16 protein-coding genes are annotated in these 18,326 nt (G+C 67.7%); 7 read left to right on the top strand and 9 right to left on the bottom strand.

Features of this window, described 5'->3' with window-relative positions:
• Positions 1-44 precede the first annotated feature (44 nt).
• The 4 genes from AC1RQG_RS06335 to AC1RQG_RS06320 all read left to right on the top strand — a co-directional run bounded on the left by AC1RQG_RS06335 (position 45) and on the right by AC1RQG_RS06320 (position 2,430).
• A complete protein-coding gene (locus AC1RQG_RS06335) occupies positions 45-671 on the top strand; it encodes a thiol:disulfide interchange protein DsbA/DsbL (RefSeq protein WP_493129449.1) in 627 nt (208 codons plus the stop codon).
• A gap of 1 nt (position 672) precedes the next feature.
• The gene (locus AC1RQG_RS06330) at positions 673-987 is read left to right on the top strand and encodes a hypothetical protein (RefSeq protein ID WP_493129448.1); all 315 of its coding nucleotides are present in this window, start codon (positions 673-675) and stop codon (positions 985-987) included.
• Between the two features lie 18 nt (positions 988-1,005).
• A complete protein-coding gene (locus AC1RQG_RS06325) occupies positions 1,006-1,752 on the top strand; it encodes an SDR family oxidoreductase (protein ID WP_493129446.1) in 747 nt (248 codons plus the stop codon).
• Between the two features lie 117 nt (positions 1,753-1,869).
• Complete coding sequence (locus tag AC1RQG_RS06320) at positions 1,870-2,430, top strand: ester cyclase (protein WP_493129444.1); 561 nt, start codon at positions 1,870-1,872, stop codon at positions 2,428-2,430.
• On the opposite strand, the gene AC1RQG_RS06315 is transcribed toward AC1RQG_RS06320, so the two are convergent.
• The 3 genes from AC1RQG_RS06315 to AC1RQG_RS06305 all read right to left on the bottom strand — a co-directional run bounded on the left by AC1RQG_RS06315 (position 2,427) and on the right by AC1RQG_RS06305 (position 5,642).
• The gene (locus AC1RQG_RS06315) at positions 2,427-3,362 is read right to left on the bottom strand and encodes a LysR family transcriptional regulator (RefSeq protein ID WP_493129442.1); all 936 of its coding nucleotides are present in this window, start codon (positions 3,360-3,362) and stop codon (positions 2,427-2,429) included. The two genes, AC1RQG_RS06320 and AC1RQG_RS06315, sit on opposite strands and share 4 nt — an antisense overlap.
• A gap of 106 nt (positions 3,363-3,468) precedes the next feature.
• The gene (locus AC1RQG_RS06310; protein WP_493129440.1) at positions 3,469-4,554 is read right to left on the bottom strand and encodes an endo-1,4-beta-xylanase; all 1,086 of its coding nucleotides are present in this window, start codon (positions 4,552-4,554) and stop codon (positions 3,469-3,471) included.
• A gap of 8 nt (positions 4,555-4,562) precedes the next feature.
• Positions 4,563-5,642 carry a serine hydrolase domain-containing protein gene (locus tag AC1RQG_RS06305; RefSeq protein ID WP_493129438.1) on the bottom strand — a complete coding sequence of 360 codons (1,080 nt, stop codon included), beginning with the start codon at positions 5,640-5,642 and terminating at the stop codon, positions 4,563-4,565.
• A 500-nt stretch (positions 5,643-6,142) separates the two neighbouring features.
• On the opposite strand from AC1RQG_RS06305, the gene AC1RQG_RS06300 reads away from it, so the two are divergent.
• On the top strand, positions 6,143-8,392 hold the full coding sequence (locus tag AC1RQG_RS06300; protein WP_493129436.1) for a TonB-dependent receptor: 2,250 nt from the start codon (positions 6,143-6,145) through the stop codon (positions 8,390-8,392).
• A 1-nt stretch (position 8,393) separates the two neighbouring features.
• Positions 8,394-9,761, top strand: coding sequence for a metallophosphoesterase family protein (locus AC1RQG_RS06295; protein WP_493129434.1), 1,368 nt, complete (start codon positions 8,394-8,396; stop codon positions 9,759-9,761).
• 9 nt (positions 9,762-9,770) lie between these two features.
• Here the strand turns inward: AC1RQG_RS06295 and AC1RQG_RS06290 are convergent, their stop codons facing one another.
• The 6 genes from AC1RQG_RS06290 to AC1RQG_RS06265 are packed head-to-tail and all read right to left on the bottom strand — an operon-like array spanning position 9,771 to position 15,407.
• Positions 9,771-10,694 carry an efflux RND transporter periplasmic adaptor subunit gene (locus tag AC1RQG_RS06290; protein ID WP_493129432.1) on the bottom strand — a complete coding sequence of 308 codons (924 nt, stop codon included), beginning with the start codon at positions 10,692-10,694 and terminating at the stop codon, positions 9,771-9,773.
• A gap of 35 nt (positions 10,695-10,729) precedes the next feature.
• Entirely contained in the window at positions 10,730-10,930 is a 201-nt protein-coding gene (locus AC1RQG_RS06285) for a DUF1656 domain-containing protein (RefSeq protein WP_493129430.1), read from the bottom strand.
• Complete coding sequence (locus tag AC1RQG_RS06280; RefSeq protein WP_493129428.1) at positions 10,920-13,061, bottom strand: FUSC family protein; 2,142 nt, start codon at positions 13,059-13,061, stop codon at positions 10,920-10,922. Before AC1RQG_RS06280 ends, AC1RQG_RS06285 begins: the two co-directional genes overlap by 11 nt.
• A gap of 15 nt (positions 13,062-13,076) precedes the next feature.
• Positions 13,077-13,574 carry a MarR family winged helix-turn-helix transcriptional regulator gene (locus AC1RQG_RS06275; RefSeq protein ID WP_493129426.1) on the bottom strand — a complete coding sequence of 166 codons (498 nt, stop codon included), beginning with the start codon at positions 13,572-13,574 and terminating at the stop codon, positions 13,077-13,079.
• A gap of 48 nt (positions 13,575-13,622) precedes the next feature.
• A complete protein-coding gene (locus tag AC1RQG_RS06270; RefSeq protein WP_493129424.1) occupies positions 13,623-15,077 on the bottom strand; it encodes an efflux transporter outer membrane subunit in 1,455 nt (484 codons plus the stop codon).
• Between the two features lie 24 nt (positions 15,078-15,101).
• On the bottom strand, positions 15,102-15,407 hold the full coding sequence (locus AC1RQG_RS06265; protein ID WP_493129422.1) for a DUF4148 domain-containing protein: 306 nt from the start codon (positions 15,405-15,407) through the stop codon (positions 15,102-15,104).
• Between the two features lie 362 nt (positions 15,408-15,769).
• Here AC1RQG_RS06265 and AC1RQG_RS06260 point away from each other — a divergent pair, with 362 nt between their 5' ends.
• Positions 15,770-18,307: an ABC transporter permease gene (locus tag AC1RQG_RS06260; protein ID WP_493129420.1), complete on the top strand. Its 2,538-nt coding sequence runs from the start codon at positions 15,770-15,772 to the stop codon at positions 18,305-18,307.
• The last annotated feature ends 19 nt before the right edge of the window (positions 18,308-18,326 follow it).

The following is an 18,326-nucleotide window of genomic DNA, read 5'->3' as shown; positions in this document are numbered from 1 at the left end:
TCGTTATGCGCTTACTGCGTCTCTTGTTTGCTTCCGTCGCCTTTGTGGCTTCCGCTTCCGGCGCCTTTGCCGCCGATTTCAAGAGCGGCGTCGATTACATGACGCTCGATACCCCGGTGCGCACCGACACCGGCAAAAAAGTGGAAGTGGTGGAAGTGTTCATGTACCACTGCCCGCACTGCAACGCGCTCGACCCCGTGCTCAACGACTGGGTCAAGAAGCAGGGCGACAAGATCGTGTTCCGCCGCCTGCACATGGCGCCCAACATCACCGAGCCGCAGGCGCACGCGTTCGCCACGCTGGAGGCGATGAACGCGCTGGGCAACGGCCTGCACGAAAAGATCTTCCACGCGATCCATGTGGAGCATAATCGTCTGAACACGGACCAGGGCTTGCTGGATTTCGTCACCAAGAACGGCGTGGACAAGACCAAGTACCTGGAATTTTTCAACTCCTTCGCGGTCCAAACGAAGATGAAGCGGTCCATGCAGCTGGTCAACGAGTATAAGCTCGACAGCGCGCCCAGCCTCGTGATCGATGGTCATTACACCACCTCGCCGGCGCTGGCCGGCCACGGCCAGTCCAGCGTACCTGCCGCGCACGCGGCGCTGTTCCAGGTGATGGACATGCTGGTCGCCAAAACCAGCGCGGAGAAAGCAGCCAAGAAATAAAATGGAAGAAAACGAAGTCGAAAAAGGCGTCATGAAGATGTACAGGGAGTCCGAGCCGGACATCAATACCCTGTACGAATACAGCTACATCAACCATATCGCGTGGAGCATCCTGTTGATCGCGATCGGCCTGATCGTGTGGCTCACGATCGCGCTGACCAACGCGGAGAACCAACGCAACGCGCTGATCAACCGGCAATGCGCCGATCCCGTCTTCAAGGGCGAGATCGACACCAAATGCCTGAAGACGGTGCACTCGCGCGAACACTGGTGGCAGCATGTGGCATACGCCTTGCGTCACGTGAAACCTGAGTAGAACCTGGAGTCGGCCACGATGAAAGAAGTCCTGCTCGTCACCGGCAGCGGCCGGGGGATAGGCGCGGCCACGGCGCTGCTGGCCAGCCAGCGCGGCTACGCCGTCTGCATCAACTACCGCAGCGACGCCGGCGCGGCCGAAGCGCTGCGCGACCGCATCGTGGCCGCCGGTGGCGAAGCCATCGCCGTGCAGGCCGACGTGGCCGTGGAGGCGGACGTGCAGCGCCTGTTCGCCACCATCGACACCCAACTGGGCCCCATCACGGCGCTCGTCAACAACGTTGGCGTGCTGGAAAAACAGTGCAGGCTGACGGACATGTCGGTCGAGCGCCTGCACCGTGTGCTCACCACCAACGTCATCAGCTACTTCCTGTGCTGCAAGGAGGCCGTGCTGCGCATGTCCACCGCGCGCGGAGGCCAGGGCGGGCGCATCGTCAACGTCTCGTCGGGCGCCTCGCGGGTCGGTTCGCCCAATGTCTACATCGATTACGCCGCCTCCAAGGGCGCCGTCGACACGCTCACGCTGGGTCTGTCGAAGGAGGTGGCGGCCGAAGGCATCCGCGTCAACTGCGTGCGGCCCGGATTGATTTATACCGATATCCACGCCAGCGGCGGCGATCCAGGCCGCGTCGAACGCATGGCCGCCACCGTGCCCATGCAGCGCGGCGGCCAGCCGGAAGAAGTGGCCGAAGCCATCCTGTGGCTGCTCAGCCCACAGTCGTCCTACGTCAGCGGCAGCTTCATCGACGCCGCCGGCGCGCGCTGATCTTCAAACAAAACAGGCAACTCCTTCAAGCGCCGACCCAATTATCAAGCGGGGCCGGCGCGCCCAGAATGCAGTCTGTGCGCTGTGCACTTGATCTCATTTTGCGAGGAGCTGCTGATGTCCGTTTCGTCCCATTCCCATTTGTTCACCACCGTCGCGCTGGCCGGCCTGTTGTGCGCGGCGCCGCTGGCCGCCATGGCCGATGGCGCCAGTGCCGCCGCCGGGTTGCCGGCGCCGGGCCGCGTGTTCAGCGCCGCCACCACGCCGGAACTGGAGGCCGTGATGCTGGCCGCGCGCCGCTATGCCGCGTTCTGGAACAGCGGCGATCCCTCATACGCGCGGCAGGCGCTGGCGCCCGGCTTCATCGACCGCACCTTGCCGGAAGGCCGTGAACAGGGCACGGCCGGCCCGTTGCAGGCGTCGCGCAACTTCCGCGCCGCCGTGCCCGACCTGGCGGCCGAAGTGACGGACATGGTGGCGGCGGGCGACCGCGTGGTGGTGCGCCTGCATTTCACCGGCCATTTCACGGGACAGTTCGGGCAGGTCAAAGGGCAGGGGCAGGCCATCGATTTCCAGGCCTTCGACCTGTACCGCGTGGCCGATGGCCGGATCGCCGATAACTGGCACCTGGAGGACAACCTTGCGCTGCTGCGGCAGATGGGCGTGATCCGTCCTTAAAGCGCCAACTGGCCAAAGCGCTGCTGCAGGAAGTCGGCCAGCAGCGCGATACGCGGCGGCTGGAAGCGATTGCGGTGGTAGAGCAGGTTGAGGGGGGCGCTGTCGGTGAAGTAATCGTCGAGCACCGTGCACAGGCGGCCGGCGCGCACATCGTCGGCAATGTCGAGGATGGATTTCCAGGCGAACCCCTGGCCGCCCACGGCCCACCGACGCACCACTTCGCCGTCGTTGCTTTGCAGGTAGCGCCGCACGCGCACGGACGCGGCGCGCCGTTTGCCGCCCGTGTGGTCGGTGTAGCGCCAGTCGTGCATCGGGCCGTGCGCCGTCGCCAGCACGATGGTGGGCGAGTCGGCCAGTTGCGCCGGCGTGTCGGGCACGCCGCAGCGCGCCAGCAGGGCCGGCGCCGCGCACACCACGCGCCGACTGGCCGCCAGCGGCCGCGCCACCATGTCGCTGTCGGGGAGCTGGCCGTAGCGGATGGCCAGGTCGATATCGTCGCGCACCAGGTCGGCCGGCGTGTCGCTCAGCGTGAGCGCGTACTGGAGCTCCGGGTGCAGGTCGCGGAATTGATCGAGCATGGGCAGCAGCAGGTTGCGTCCCAAGTCGGACGGCGCGGAAATGCCGACCGTGCCGCGCACCGCGCCGTCGCCCGCGCGCAGACCCACCTCCGCCTCGGTCATCAGCGCCAGCGCCTGTTCGCTGAAGTGGCGGTACAAGCGGCCTTCCCCGGTCAGACGCAGGCGGCGCGTGGTGCGTTCGAACAGCTTCGTTTGCAGCGACGCTTCGAGGCGTTGGATGGCGGCGCTGGCGGCGGCCGGCGACAGGCCCTGGCAGCGGCCGGCGGCGGAAAAGCTGCCCAGCCGGGCGGCGTCGAGGAACAGGCGGATGGCGCCGAAGCGCTCCATGCCGCCCGCGTAGTGGATATCGTTCATGGCGCTCCTGTGCGAGAGCGCCATTCTACCGGGGGCTGGCAAATCGGCTGCTGATTGGTCCAGGGCTCCAGGCCCTGCGGGTAGCCGGGTTTGCCATTTTCGGCGGTCAGGGCAAGCCCTGCACGGCCTTCAATGCACCCCAATAGCCGGGCTTTGGATGCAGTTGGCTGTCAAAGAGCAAGGGTGCGTCGCTGCGCCACCAGTCCCAGCCCCCGTTGCGGCTGGTATGGGCGTCGGAGATGCCCCACCATGTTACCGCCGTCAGCTCCGGATGGGAAAGAAAGACTTTCATCAGCGCTTCATAGCGTTGACCCTGTACGGGCAGGAGACGGTCCACGGAATCCGGCAGCAGGTAGGCATGGCGTTGATACAGGCTCATGTCCATTTCGGTAATCTGGTTTTCCAGCCCCAGGCGGGCGAATACCGCCAACGTTTCATCCACCTCGGCAACTGCAGGTTCGAAAATCGAAATATGCATCTGGTGCCCCACGCCATGGACAGGAACACCGCGCGCCAGCAAGCCTTGCACCACACGTTGCAGGCATAAGCGCTTTGCAGGCAGCGTCGTCGAGTAGTCGTTAATCATCAAGCGCGCGCCGGGATCGGCCGCATGCGCGTAGCGGAAAGCCCAGTCTATATAGTCCGGGCCGACCACCTGCAGCCATTGGTCGTGGCGCAGACAGTCAGGCTGGGCCGGATCAGTGACTTCGTTGACCACATCCCAGGTATAGACCTTGCCCTTGTAGCGGCCCACCACTGTCTCGATATGCTGCCGCAGGCGGGACAACACCAGATCGCGCGACGCCGGGTGGCCGTCCTTGTCGGACCAAAACCAGTCCGGCGTGCGCTTGTACCACAGCAGTGTATGGCCTCTGACCGTCATGCCGTGCTGTTGGGCGAAATCGACGATCGCATCGGCTGGCGCAAAATGGAACTCGTTTTCGCTGGGCTGGATGCGCGAAGGCTTCATGACGTTCTCGGCCACGACGCTATTGAACTGGGCAGCGAGCAACCGTCCTTCGGGCGTGTTCAACTGGCCCGGTTCAACAGCGGCGCCGAGCTGCAACCTGCCCCGATATGCTTGCGCCAGCGACGGTATGCTGGAGACAGGTTCCGGTGCTGTGCAGCCCTGCAGAAACGCTGCGAACATGGCGGTCAGCAGGGCGGAACACAAGGCAGGGTAAGCCGTCATGATGACCTTCAGCGTGGCAGCACGATGGCCGCGATCTTTGCCGCCAGCTCGTCTGGAGCGGGATCGCCAGCGTCATTGTTCGCCAGCACGGCGATGAAAATTTCCTCCTTCGGGAAGCGCATCATGTCGGCGCTGAAGCCGCCGATATCGCCACCGTGTTCAATCGCAGCTTTGCCCCGGATGCTGCGGATGAAAAAGCCGTAGCCATAGCCTGTCGCGCGTATGCCGTGCAGGCGGTAACTGGTGGCCATCCGCTGCCAGGATTCGGGTTTCAGCAACTTGCCATGAACGATGGCCTGGTCCCACAGTGCCAGGTCGTCGACACTGGTGCGTAAGGCACCTGCCGCGTAAGGCCAGCGCATGCTGTAATCCGGCGACACGGTGACCTTGCGGCGTTCCTGCGTGTAGCCGATGACGTCGGCAGGAGCGGCGCCGGTTTCGATACGGGTATGGGTCAGCTGCAGCGGCTCGAAGACGTTGCGGGCCATGAAGTCCGCGTATGGCATGCCGGACACGCGCTCGATGATGGCGCCCAGCAGGAAGTAGTTCGAATTGCTGTATGCAAAGCGGTCACCTTGGGCAAATTCAGGTTTGGCGTCTTTGAAGAAGGCGATGCCATCCTCCACGCTGACATCCGAGTTCATTCGTTCGACAAAGTGCGGCAGCTCGGTGTAATTCCGTATGCCGGAGGTGTGCGTGAGCAAATGCTCGATGGTGACCGGGCAGTCCGCCCCGGCGAAAGCAGGCAGGTATTGCCCGACCTTGTCGGACAGTGCGAGCTTACCTTGCTCAGCCAGCAGCATGATTGCCGCCGCCGTAAATTGCTTGGTGATGGAACCCACACGCAAGCTCATTCCGGGATCGAGCGCGACGTTTTCGCTGACCTTGGCCAGGCCGTAGGCTTTGCGGAACAGCGGCGTGCCATGGTCGGTTACCAATACCACCGCACCCGGCACGCCGGGCTTGAGATAGCGCTGCAGCATGGCGTCGATGGCACGCACGCGTTCGGCCGCGCCGTCATCCTGGGCCTGGGCTGGCAGCGCACCGGCGGCGGCCTGTGACATAGCACAGGCGCCGAGCAGCGTCATGCCGATGATCAGAGCGCAGCGCGCGGGCGCCAAGTGTAGCGGCCGGGACATCTTGATGCGCCTTAGTCGCGCTTGCCAGTGGCCTGGTCGCGCTGCTTCTTGTACTCGTCGTAGCTGGTCGAGGACCGGTTCATGCAAGTGGTGCGGTCAGGTTCGTTCATTGCGCTGCAACGGTCGCGTTCGTGGTCTTGCAGGGAGTCATAAATGTTGGCGGTACTACAGGCCGATAATTCCGATGCCAAAGCCAGGGCAGTAACGAGGACGGAGATGCGCATGTGAAGGGGTGTTGATTGAAAGAATATTAATTATACCAATCAACCCCGTAACATGATGAAGGTAAGCTTAAGGTGACCGCTAAAAACCCACCACCTGAAAGCGGTCGCTATTCTTGTCGCACTGTCATGAAAGTGCAATGAATTCAACATATTGCCGTCATATTTGGCGCGTAGCGTTGCATGTTTTACCAACGTGTAACTTACATTTCCATAGTGACAGACACCATGATCCCGAATCGCGTATTCCGCCGCACCAAGCTCGCCTCCCTCGTCGCACTCGCCCTCGTGCACATGGGCGCCTCCGCCGCCGACAGCCTGCCCGATGCCGAAGGCGCCGCCAGCGCCGTGGCCACCGTGGTGGTATCGGCCAAGGCCGGCGCCTACCGCGCCGATGAAACGGCCAAGGGCAGCGCATCGTCCGTCGCGCCCACCCAGGCCAGCCTGGCGGCGAGCGAGCCGCAGTCCATCATCACGCGCGAATTCATCGAACTGTCGGTGGCGCCCACGGCCGAATACAGCCGCGTGGTCAACATCGCGCCCAGCATGTCGGGCGATTCGGCCAACGGCCCTGGCCTGTCCGAGACCAAGACCACCATGCGTGGTTTCAGCGACGACCAGTACAACATCACCTTCGACGGCATCCCCTGGGGTGACACCAACAACCCGGCCCACCACTCGACCTCGTTCTTCCCTGCTTCCGTGATCGGCGGCGCCGTGGTCGAGCGCGGGCCTGGCATGGCCAGCAACTTCGGCTACGCGACCTTCGGCGGCTCCATCAACCTGTACTCGAAGCAGCCATCGAAGACGCAAAGCGCCAGCGTATTCGGTTCCGTCGGCACCTGGGGCACGGCGCTGGTCGGTGGCGCGTATGAAAGCGGCCGTCTGCGCGACTACGGCAACGCCACCGTGCAGCTGAACTACCAGCACTTGAAGTCGGACGGCTACCTGACCGGCAACAGCATCAAGAGCGACAACTACTTCATCAAGTTCCAGCGCGCCATCGGCGCCGACACGTTGGCCACCGTGGTGGCCACCGACAACGAGATCAAGTACGTCCAGCCCGACAATTCGAAGGGCCCGACGCTGTCGCAGATCGCCAAATTCGGCAAGAACTACAGCCTGAACGACGACCCCACCAGCTTCAACTACACCGGCTACAACCACACCACCAAGCACACGGACTTCAGCTACCTGCGGCTGGAAACCAGCTGGGGCGATGGCGTGAACTCGGACAACCAGCTCTACACCTACGCCTACGACAACCAGACCATCTCGTCCAGCGATCCGACCGGCGCCACGCTGCCCGGCACCAAGGCAGGCGGCCCCGGCAACAAGGACATCCCCGGCATCGACAAGCAGAACAAATACCGCGCCTATGGCGACATCTTCAAGCTGAGCAAACAGTTCGGCAACAGCACCGGCCGCGCCGGCTTCTGGTACGAGTATTCGGACACCGACCGCCACCAGTATGACCTGGACCTGACGCTCAACGTGCGCGATCCGCGCGAAACCAAGCCCGCGCCGGTGGCCTTCCCCAGCGTGCTGTTCGACCAGCAGTCCACCATCCGCAATTTCCAGCCCTTCGTCGAATTCGAGTGGGCCGCCACCGACAGCCTGACCGTCACGCCGGGCGTGAAAGCGGTACGCATCACGCGCGCGGTGGACGCCGACGTGAACCAGAGCACGCGCCTGCCGCAGCACACCTCGGTCGACTACCACGCCACGCTGCCGTTCCTGACGGCCAACCAGCGCATCGGCGCGGACCTGGCGCTGTACGCCCAATACGCCAAGGGCTTCCAGATCCCGGACCTGAAGTCGTTCTACATCAGCGACCCGACCCGCAACAGCAGCGATCCCCAGCTGTCCACCAACTACCAGCTGGGCGTGGTGGGCAAGAAGGATGTGCTGACCTGGGACGTGGACCTGTACCGCATCGACTTCACCAACAAGTACGTGTCGAACGGCCTCGGTGGCACGGCGGCCGCCTACGTCAATATCGGCGGCGTCACCTACAAGGGCGTGGAAGGACAGTTGACCTGGGCCGTGGGCAATGGCCTGGCGCTGTACGCGAACGGCTCGTCCAACAAGGCCACGGCCAACGACACGGGCAAGACCATCTCCGGTTCGCCCGACATGACGGCCGCGCTGGGCGCGCTGTACAACGCCGGCCCGTGGTCGGCGTCGCTGATCTACAAGCGCACCGGCGAAGTGCGCCAGGTCGATTTCGATCCCGCCAAGCCGGCCGCCTACGACAAGTATCTGACGCCGGCCTATGGCAACACGGACCTGAGCGTGGCCTACCGCTTCCAGAACCCTGGCGCCGGCATCAAGACGCTCAAGCTGCAGTTCAACGTCTTCAACCTGCTCAACCGCCAGGAGTTCGTTTCCATCTCGCCGGGCAAGACGGCGGCGTTCGACCAGTACATCAGCCAGGCGCCGCGCAGCATGCAGCTGTCCGTCAAAGCTGATTTTTAAGATGCGCCACTGGATCTGGGCGGCGCCGCTGTTGTGCGCCGCCTGTACCGTCGTGCCTCCGCACGGCGGCGACGCGGCCATCGAAGCGGCCTACACGCTGCAAGGCGGGGATGGCCGCGCCAGCGCGCGCGTGCTCACGCGCGCGCACGACTGTCCCGTCATCGATATCGACGGCGCGGCGCAAACGATGCGATTACGCGCGGCCGCCGGCACCGTGCCAACCCGCGCCGGCGGCGCCCAGGCCGACGCCAAGCCGGCCACGTTCGACGTCACCACATGCGAAGCGGCGCTGCCGGCGGGTGCGCGGCACGTGAGTGTGGGCGGGCGCGCGTTGCCCGTGCCGGCGCCCGTCGTGGAGCGCATCGTCGTGATCGGCGACACGGGCTGCCGCCTGAAGGCCAGCGACGGGCAGTTCCAGTCGTGCGCCGAGGGCGGCGGCTGGCCGTTCGCCGACGTGGCGCGCAGCGCGGCGGCGCAGCGGCCGGACCTGGTGATCCATCTGGGCGATTACAACTACCGTGAAAGCCCTTGTCCGGGCAACGTGCCGGGCTGCGCGGGTAGTCCCTGGGGTTACGGCAGCGACACCTGGCTGGCCGATCTGATGCGGCCGGCCGCGCCCTTGCTGGCGGCGGCGCCGTGGGTGGTCGTGCGCGGCAACCATGAGCGTTGCAGCCGCGCGGGGCAGGGCTGGTTCCGCTTCCTGGACCCGGCGCCATGGCGCGCGGCGCGCTCCTGCGACGCGCCCGCGCACGATGACGACGCCGACTTTACGCCGCCCTATGCGGTACCGCTGGGCGCGGGCACGCAATTGCTGGTGTTCGATTCGGCTCGCTCCGGTCCCAAGCCCTATGGCGCGGACGATCCGGCGTTCCGCCAGTATGCCGCGCAACTGCGCCAGCTGGACCTGCTGGCCGGGCGCGCGCCGCACAGCTTCTTCCTCAGTCACCATCCGGTGCTGGGACTGGCGCCGGACGCGGTGCATGGCGCCGCGCCGTCCGTGCAAGGGCTGGCGTCCGTGATGCGCGCAGCGCACCCGGCTACCATCTTGCCGCCGCAGGTCGAACTGGCCATGCATGGCCATGAGCACCTGGTCGAGGCGCTATCGTTCGGCAGCGGACACGCCGCCACGCTGGTGCTGGGCAATGGCGGCGCGGCCAACGAGGGCAGCCTGCCGGCGCAACTGCCCAACGTCATGCTGCCGTTCGCGGACACGCGCATCGACGATTTTTTCACCGACAGCGAATTCGGCTTCGCGGTGCTGGAGCGCGATGGCGAGCGCTGGAACGTGACCGGCTACGACGCCCATGGCGCAGCCCGGTCGCGCTGTCGTCTGGCGGGACGCAGCCTGCATTGCGCGCGCGTGCCGTAGCGGCGCGGGTCAGGCGGCGCCATGGTGCGCCGCCGCTGGCGGTGTTTTCTCCGTCGCCGGCGCCATCGCCGGATGCGCGCCGATCACCACCGTGCAGGTGGTGCCGGCCACCAGTTCCAGCCCTGGCGGCACCTGGTCGATGTGGATGCGCACCGGCACCCGCTGCGCCAGCCGCACCCAGTTGAAGGTGGGGTTGACGTCGGCCAGCAGTTCGTGGCCGGTGCCGGCGTCGCGGTCGGTGATGCCGTGCGCGACTGACTCGATGTGGCCGCGCAGCGGGGTGTCGCCGCCCAGCATGCGCATCTCGACCGGATCGTCGGGCCGCAGCAGCGGCAGTTTGGTCTCCTCGAAATAGCCGACCACGTAGTACGAGGCGCGGTCGATCACGGCCAGCTTGGGCGCGCCCACGGCGGCGAAATCGCCCGGGTGCACGTTCAGGTTGGTCACGTAGCCCGTCACCGGCGCCCGCACCACGGTGCGCTCCAGGTTCAGTTGCGCCAGCCCGCGCGCGGCCTGCGCGGCCAGGTACTGGGCCGTGGCCGTGCCGGCCGCCGCTTCGGCCGTCTCGCGGTTTTCGGCCGAGACCACCGCGCTGTCGAGGCCCGCGCGGCGCCGCGCCTCCTGCGCGCGGCGGCTGCGTTCCACCTGCTGCGAGGCCAGCACGGCGCTGGCCTGATCGAGCGCGCTGCGGTAGCGGGCCGGGTCGACCACGAACAGCACGTCGCCCTGGCGCACCAGCTGGTTGTCGCGCACGCGCACCTCCGTCACGGTGCCGGCCACGTCGGCGCTGATGTTGATCACGTCGGCCTTGACGCGGCCGTCACGGGTCCAGGCCGATTCCATGTAGTGGTCCCAGGCCAGGTGGCCGGTCCAGATGGCGCAGGCCAGCAGCAGCGCGGTCAGGGCAAAGCGAAACAGTTTGGATGCGCTCAAGGCGGTTCTCCCAGCGAAAGTTGAGGTGCGGCGGTTTATTGGTACAGCGCGACGATCAGCGCGCCGAAGATGCAGACGAGCAGGCATAGCCGCACCAGCGCGGGGTGCCACGCGCGGCGGTACAGGCCCGTGTGGCCCAGCACCCGGTCGAGCACGCCCTGCAGCAGCAGGCTGACGACGAACAGTGGCAGCAAGGTCGGTAGCAGCACGCCGAAGACGGCGATCTCACGCGGCATGGTGGGTGTCTCCTTTCACTTGCGGCATCTGGTCCAGCAAGGATGTGTAAATGGAATGCAGGTCCGTGAGCGCCGTGCGCAGGCGCGCCTGGCGCGCCGGCGTGGCCTCGGCCAGCGCCTCGCGTATGGGCGGGCCGGCCTGCAGCACGGCGTATTGGACGGCCGCGCTGCTGGCGCGGCTGGGCGCGCGGAAGTAGGCGGCCAGCTGGTCCACGCACAGCTGCAAGGCGTTGCGCACGGGGCCCGCTTCGGTGGCGGCGATCAGCTGGCGCATCTCGATCACGGAGTGGCCCAGCTCCAGCAGCGTCAAGCCCTGGCGCACGACGGCGCGCGCGGGCGCCCCCGGCGCGGGGCCGGCGGCGGCGTTCAGTTGGCTCAGCAGATCGCGCACGCGGTGGTCGAAACGGTGCTTGCGGCGGAACAGCGCGCCCTTGCAGGTGGCCAGCGCCTCGCGCCACAGGGCGGCGGCGATGTGGTCCTTCTGACCCATCGTGTGCTCGGGCAGCAGCACGGCGAAGATGGCCCAGGCCAGCGCCACGCCGACCGGCATCGCCAGCGTGTTGTTGAGGAAGGCGGCGCCGTCGTACTGCATCTGGTTGAGCGGCGCGATCACCTGCGCGGCGAACATGCTCATGCCCACGCCCACCCCCGCGCGGCGCGCGTCGGTGGTCAGATAGCTGCCCAGCGCGAACACGGGCAGGGCGGCCAGCACCAGCATCGGGTAGCCGCTGGCGCGCACCACCAGCAGGTATTCGGACAGGAACGACAGCGGCCACACCAGCAGGAAGCCGGCCAGCACCTGGCGCGTCATGGCGACCGGGCGTGGCGAGGACGAGGCCAGCGCGCAGAAGATGGAGGTCATGATGATGGTGTTGGCGGCGTACGGCCAGGCCAGCCAGTACCACAGCGTGGCGCCGGCCAGCAGCGCGCCGGCCGCGCGCACGCCGCTGGCCAGCACGATGCCCGATGGCGTGCGCGGGCTGTAGGCGACGGGATCGCTGACCTGCAGCTGGCGCTGCTGGGTCAGGCCGTGGTACAGGGCGGCGAAGGCCCCCATGTCGCGCACGAAGCGGTCCAGCAGTTCCACCGCCGTGTCGAACGTGATTTGCTGGGCGCGCTCGGGCTGGGCCAGCGCCAGTTGCGTCTGCGCCTGCGCCACCTGCTGCGCCAGGGTGGCGCGCACATGCTCCATGCGCGCGCCCGACAGGTCCTCGCGCAGCGCCGCCGCCACCGTCGCGTGCAGCGGCGCGAGCAGGGCGATCACGGGCGAGGGCGGGTGGGCGCGCTGCCGGCGCAGCAGGCGGTGCAGCGTGTAGCAGGTGGTGAGGGCCGACATGAAGGCGTTGTTGAAGGCGTGCAGCTGGCGCGTGTGCGCGCGGGCGTGGGCCGCCTCGAAGAAGGCGGCGGCGCGGCCCGATTCGAGCGCGGCGATGTCGGCCGCGAAGCGCAGGTGGTGCAGCTCGGCCTGGGCCGGCGACAGGCTGTGTTCCAGCATCTGCTGGCAGAACGTGATGAAGCTGTCGTAGCGGGCCTGCACCGTGCGCATCACCTGGCGCGACTGGTGGCGCGGGAACAGCACGTCGTGCACCACGGCCGCGCAGATCACGCCCAGCCCCACCTCCGTCACGCGCGTGACGGCCAGCGTGAACACGGTGGTCGGATGGTCGATGGCCGGCACGGCGATCATGCAGGCCGTGTAACCGGCCAGCACGAAGCTGTACGATTGCTGGTTGCGGTGCATGGCCGCGCCGGCCGTGCACAGGCCGATCCACAGCGCCAGCGCCAGGAACAGCAGCACCGGCTGTTGCGGGAAGACGGCCACGATCAGCAGCGCGCTGGTGCAGCCGACCAGGGTGCCGAGCAGACGGTAGAAGGCTTTTTCCAGCACCATGCCGCTGCTGGGCAGGGCCAGGATGAAGGTGGTGGTCATCGCCGTGTTGGGCGAATCGAGGCCGAGGCGGAAGGCGATCCACAACGCGCCGAAGGCGGCCAGCATGGCCTTGGCGACGAAGATCCAGCGTTCGCCTTCGCTGGCGCGCCAGTCGCGCAGTTGCCTGATCAGACTCCCCGCCAGTCTTTTCCCTGCTCTGCTGGCCGGGTGGGGAAGGTCGGTGGCGGGAGCGGGGATCATGGCGGTGTCGGTTGCTTATGTGAGTTTTTCTAAATTATTCAACTGTCGCTTGAACAGGCCTTCCAGCTGCGCCACCTCCTCCGGGCTGTAGCCGTCGTAGGCGCGGGTGGTCGCTTGCCACACTTCGGGCAGCACCTTCGCCACCAGCTCGCGGCCGGCGTCGGTCAGCGCGATCATCACGCAGCGCCGGTCGCCGGGGCGGTTGCCGCGCGTGATCAGACCCTGGGATTCCAGGTCGTTGCACACGCGCGTCAGGTTGGCCGGTTTTTCCATGCAGGCCTCGCCCAGCGTGGAGGCGGTCGACATTTCGTCGTCCGAGCCGTACAGCACGGCCAGCACCATGTAGCTGGCGTCCACCAGCTCGTATTTGCGCAGCGCCGCGTTGGTCAAATCCTTCATCCGTTTCTGGATGTGGTACGTCATGCGCATCAGACGCATCAAGTCTTCCGGGAAGTCCGGCACGCGGGCATGGATGTTTTTCAGGCGCTTTTTAGTCGCTTCAAAACTGCTCATTGCCTACTCCTCTGCGAAATCGAAAGGCTTGATTGTACTATCGAAGCGTCACGGCAAATCCAGTTTCACGCCCCCGCCTAACGCGGCCATCAGTTCGGCGTAGTTGTCCAGCTGGCGGCTGGCCACCTGCGCCACCTGGCGCTGCTCCTGCAGCAGCGCGATGCGGGCGCCGATCTCGTTGACCTGGTCCGTCAGGCCGGCCCGCCACGCCTGTTCGGCCAGCCGGTGGGCCAGCCGGGCCGAGGCCAGCGCCTGCTGGTTCAGGCGCGCCTGCTCCTGCTCGGCGCGGTCGCGGGTGATGGCGTTGGCCACCTCCTCCAATGCGTGCAGCACGGTGGCGTTGTACTGTTCCACGGCGCCGTCGTACACGGCGCTCTGGCCGGCCAGCTGGCTGCGCAGGCGGCCCCCTTCGAAAATCGGCAGGCTGATGGCCGGCGCGATGCCGCGCATGGCCGATCCGGCGTCGAGCAGGTGGTCGAAGCCCAGCGCCTGCACGCCGACGAAGGCGGTCAGGTTGATGTTCGGGTAGAACGCGGCCTTGGCCACGGCGATGTGTTCCGCCGCCACCTCCACGCGCCAGCGCTGGGCCGCGATGTCGGGCCGGCGGCCCAGCAGCTCGGCCGGCAGTTCGGACGGCAGCCTGGCCGCTGGCGGGACTGGCGGCGCCGCGTCCTGGCCGGGGGACAGGGTCAGCCTGGGCCGGGCGATCGCATCACCGTCGCCCGGTCCCTTGCCGATCAGGGCCGCCAGCTGGTTGCGCAGCAGGGCGATGGCGGTGCCGATCTGCTCCTGCTCGCGCCGGCCAGCCGGCAGCGTTGTTTCAATACTGGTCACGTCGATGGCGCTGGCCAGTCCGGCCGCGTGGCGCCGCCGCGCGAGGTCGAGCAGCCGTTCGCGCTGGGCCAGCATGGCCGCCGCGCTGTCGGCCAGCGTGTAGTTGAGCGCCAGCTGCACGTAGCTGCGCACGATGGCCGATTCGAGGGCCAGCCGCGCCATCTGCGTCTCGGCCGACGCCAGCTGGACCTCGCCCAGCGCGGCGGCCAGCGCCGCGTGGTCGCGGCCCCACAGGTCCAGGTCGTAGGAGCCGGACAGGATGGCCGAATTGTTCCAGGCGTAGTTGCCGGCCAGCGGCGGCGGCACCATGTAGTTCGCCGAGAACCGCTCGCGCTGGGCGCTGGCGGCGGCGTCCACCCGGGGCAGGGTCGCCGCCTCGGCGATGCCGGCCAGCGCGCGCGCCTGGCGCACACGGGCCTGGGCCGCGTGCAGGCTGGGGTTGTCGGCCAGCGCGCCGGCCATCAGGCGGTTCAGCTGCGGGTCTTGCAGCGCTTCCCACCACTGCTCGCGCGGCCACGCCGCGCCCGTCATGGCGCCGTTGATCGCCGACCCCGCGTTGACGCGGGTAGCGTCGATCTTGCTGGCCTTGGGCGCGATGCCGCCCATGTCGGCGCAGGCCGCGAGGGTCAGCGCCAGCGCGACGGCGGCGGCGGTGCGGAACGGTTTCATGATGGCGTGGCGCTGTCGCGGCGATTACTTGGCGAAGTGCTTACGGGTCTGGGCCACGTCGAAGTCGGCTTCCGTCTCGGGGATGGTGCCGTTCTTGCGGGCTTCCAGCAGTTCGGCGATGACCTGGGCGCGGGTCAGGCCGGCGGCGGCCGGACGTGCGGCCGTCACAGCGGCGGCGGCGGCGGTGTTGGCCTGTGCGGCTGGCGCGGCGGCAGCGGTGGCCGCGGTCACTTGCTTGACGGTGGACGACTCGGCCTGGGCGTAGGCGCCGGTGGTGGCGAAGGCGGCGGCGATGGCGAGGATGGTGGTGATGCGTTGCTTGGCGTTCATGGTAGTTCTCCTGAGTGAGGCAAGCGTCGGCGGCGCCGGCGGGCTTGCAAAATGTGGCAGTTCTGACATGCAGGCCGGGAGCCACTATCCGGTCGCCTAAGCATTACAGCGAGCAGCTGGTTTGCCGCGTTTCCTGTATTTGCTTCATTGAGGTAAATTATAGTCGTGAATATTACATTTGTAAATTAAATGTTCCTATCGATCTCATAGGGTTTGTTGATGGGGGGGAAATGGGATGCTGGCCGCGCCGCCCATGCCCGCCGATCGGCAAACTGTCGCCGCTATCGACGCTCTGTCGCAATCGCGGCGCAGGTCGTGGCGGGTTTTGCCATGATTGCCATCCTGTTAAGAGCGACCATGCCATGTTCAAACTGTCCCTTTCCATGACGCTGCGCGACTGGCGCGCCGGCGAACTGCGTTTCCTGCTGCTGGCGCTGGCGTTGTCGGTGGCGGCGCTGTCGACCGTGAATTTCTTCGTGGACCGCATGCGGGCCGGCCTGGAGCGCGACGCGCACCAGCTGCTGGCCGCCGACCTGCAGCTGGAATCGGACCAGCCGCTCGATGGCGCATGGCTGGACGAGGCGCAGCGGCGCGGCCTGCGCAGCGCCGCCACCGTGTCGCTGTTCACCATGGCCGTGGCGGGCGAGGGCGGGCAGGCCGTGTCCACGCTGGTGGCGCTCAAGAGCGTGAGCGACAGCTATCCCCTGCGCGGGCGCTTGCGCGTGCAACTGCAGGATGGCGACGCCGTCAGCGGGACGCCGCCCGCGCCGGGCACGGTATGGGTGGACCCGGCGCTGCAGGCGAGCCTGCATCTGCACCTCGGATCCACGCTGCGCATCGGCGAGCGCAGCCTGACCGTGGCCCAGGTGCTGACGGCCGAGCCGGACGCGGGCATCGCCATGCTCGCGCTGGCGCCGCGCGTGATGATGGCCAGCGCGGATCTGGCGGCCACCGGCCTGCTGCAAGCGCACGCCATCGCCACCCATCGCCTGCTGCTGGCCGGGCCGGCGCAGCAGGTGAGCGGCTACGAGCGCTGGGCCAGGGAGCGCATGGCCGCCGCACCCGTCAAGCGCGTGAGCCTGAACAGCGCCGCGTCGAAGCGCGGCGACGCCGGCGAGATGCTGGCGCAAACGCAGCAGTTCCTGTCGCTGGCCAGCCTGCTCACCGCGCTGCTGGCGGCGCTGGCCGTGGCGCTGGCGGCCCGTCGTTTCGTGCGCCGTCATCTGGACGCCTGCGCCATGCTGCGCTGCCTCGGTCTGACCCAGGCCCGCTTGACGCAGCTGTATCTGCTGGAGTTCCTGCTGGTCGGGCTGGCCGCCGGCGCGGTGGGCGTGGCGCTCGGCTACGGCAGCCATTTCGCGCTGGTGGGCTGGCTGGGGCAACTGGCGCCGGCCGGTCTGCCGCCGCCGGGCTGGGCGCCCGCGCTGCAGGGCATGGCGGCCAGCCTGATACTGCTGCTGGGTTTCGCGCTGCCGCCCGTGCTCCAGTTGCGCAACGTGCCGCAATTGCGGCTGCTGCGGCGCGAGGCGGCGCCGCCCCAGGCGCGCGCGCTGGGCGGCTACGCGCTCGGCGCGGCCATGTTCGGCGGCCTGCTCGCCTGGCAGACCGGCGACGCGATGCTGGCCCTGCTCGTGGGCGGCGCGTTCGTGGCGGGCGGTGCGGTGATCGGCTTGCTGGCCTGGCTGGCACTGGCGCTGCTCAGGCGTGCGCGCGGCGGGTTCGGCCATCCGGCATGGCGGCTGGCCGTCACCGACATGCTGCGCCAGCCCGGCGCCACCGTGCTGCAGGTGGCCGCGCTGGCGCTGGGCCTGGCGGCGCTGCTGCTGTTGACGGTGGTGCGCGCCGACCTGCTGGCGGCATGGATGCAGGCCACGCCGTCCGGCGCGCCCAATCAATTCGTCATCAACATCCAGCCCGACCAGCGCACCGCGATCGACGCGCGCCTGCGTGGCTATGGCGCGCCGGAGCAGCAGGCGCTCACGCGCGCGCGGCTGCTGCGCATCAATGGCCGCGACGCGCTGGAAGCGGTCGGCGCCGGCAAGGATGGCGGCAAGGATAAACCGGGCGAACCACCGCGCGCCGTGCGTGAAGTGCTGGAGCGGGAAATCGACATCGGCCACGCGGCCACGCTGCCGCAGTCCGACAAGCTGACGGCCGGCGGCTGGTACGGCCCCGGCGAGCCGGCGGGCATGCCCGCCATTTCGGTCGAGGAGAAGTTCGCGGCCGATCTCAGGCTCAAGCCCGGCGACACCTTGCAGTTCGACGTGGCCGGCCAGCCGCTGCGAGCGCGCGTGGCCAACCTGCGCAAGGTGGACTGGCGCGCGCATCAGATCGGGAACCTGCTGCTGATGCACCCGTCGGCCATGCGCGGCCTGCCCGCCACCTGGGCCGTGGCCGTCCACGTTCCCGCCGATGACCTGACGTTCGGCACCCGCCTTGCGCGCGACTTTCCCAACCTGACCGTGATCGACGTGCGCGCCATCCTCCGCCAGTTGCAGCGCATGCTGGCGCAGGCCGTGGCGGCGGTGCAGTTCCTGTTCTCGTTCACGCTGGCCGCCGGCGTGCTGGTGTTGTACGCGGCGCTGGCCGGCTCGCACGACCTGCGCGCGCGCCAGGCGGCGCTGCTGCGCGCCCTTGGCGCCTCGCGCGGCCGTCTGCTCCAGGCGCAGTGGATAGAGCACGCGTTGACGGGCGCGCTGGCCGGCCTGCTGGCCGCCGCCCTGGCCACGCTGGCCAGTTGGGCGCTGTCGCGCTACAGCTTCCATCTGGCCTGGCACTGGTCGCCGTTGCTGCCGGCCGTGGGCGTGGCGGTGGGCGCGGCCTGCGCGCTGGCGGGCGGCTGGCTGGGATTGCGCAATGTGCTGAACCAGCCGCCGTTGCTGGGCCTGCGATCGAATTAGACCACCGAGGGAGACTGAG

It is taken from the genome of Rugamonas sp. GW822-FHT03B10, from assembly GCF_058801745.1.
The sequence above is the reverse complement of the archived record's forward strand: the minus strand, read 5'-3'. Positions and strand labels throughout refer to the sequence as shown.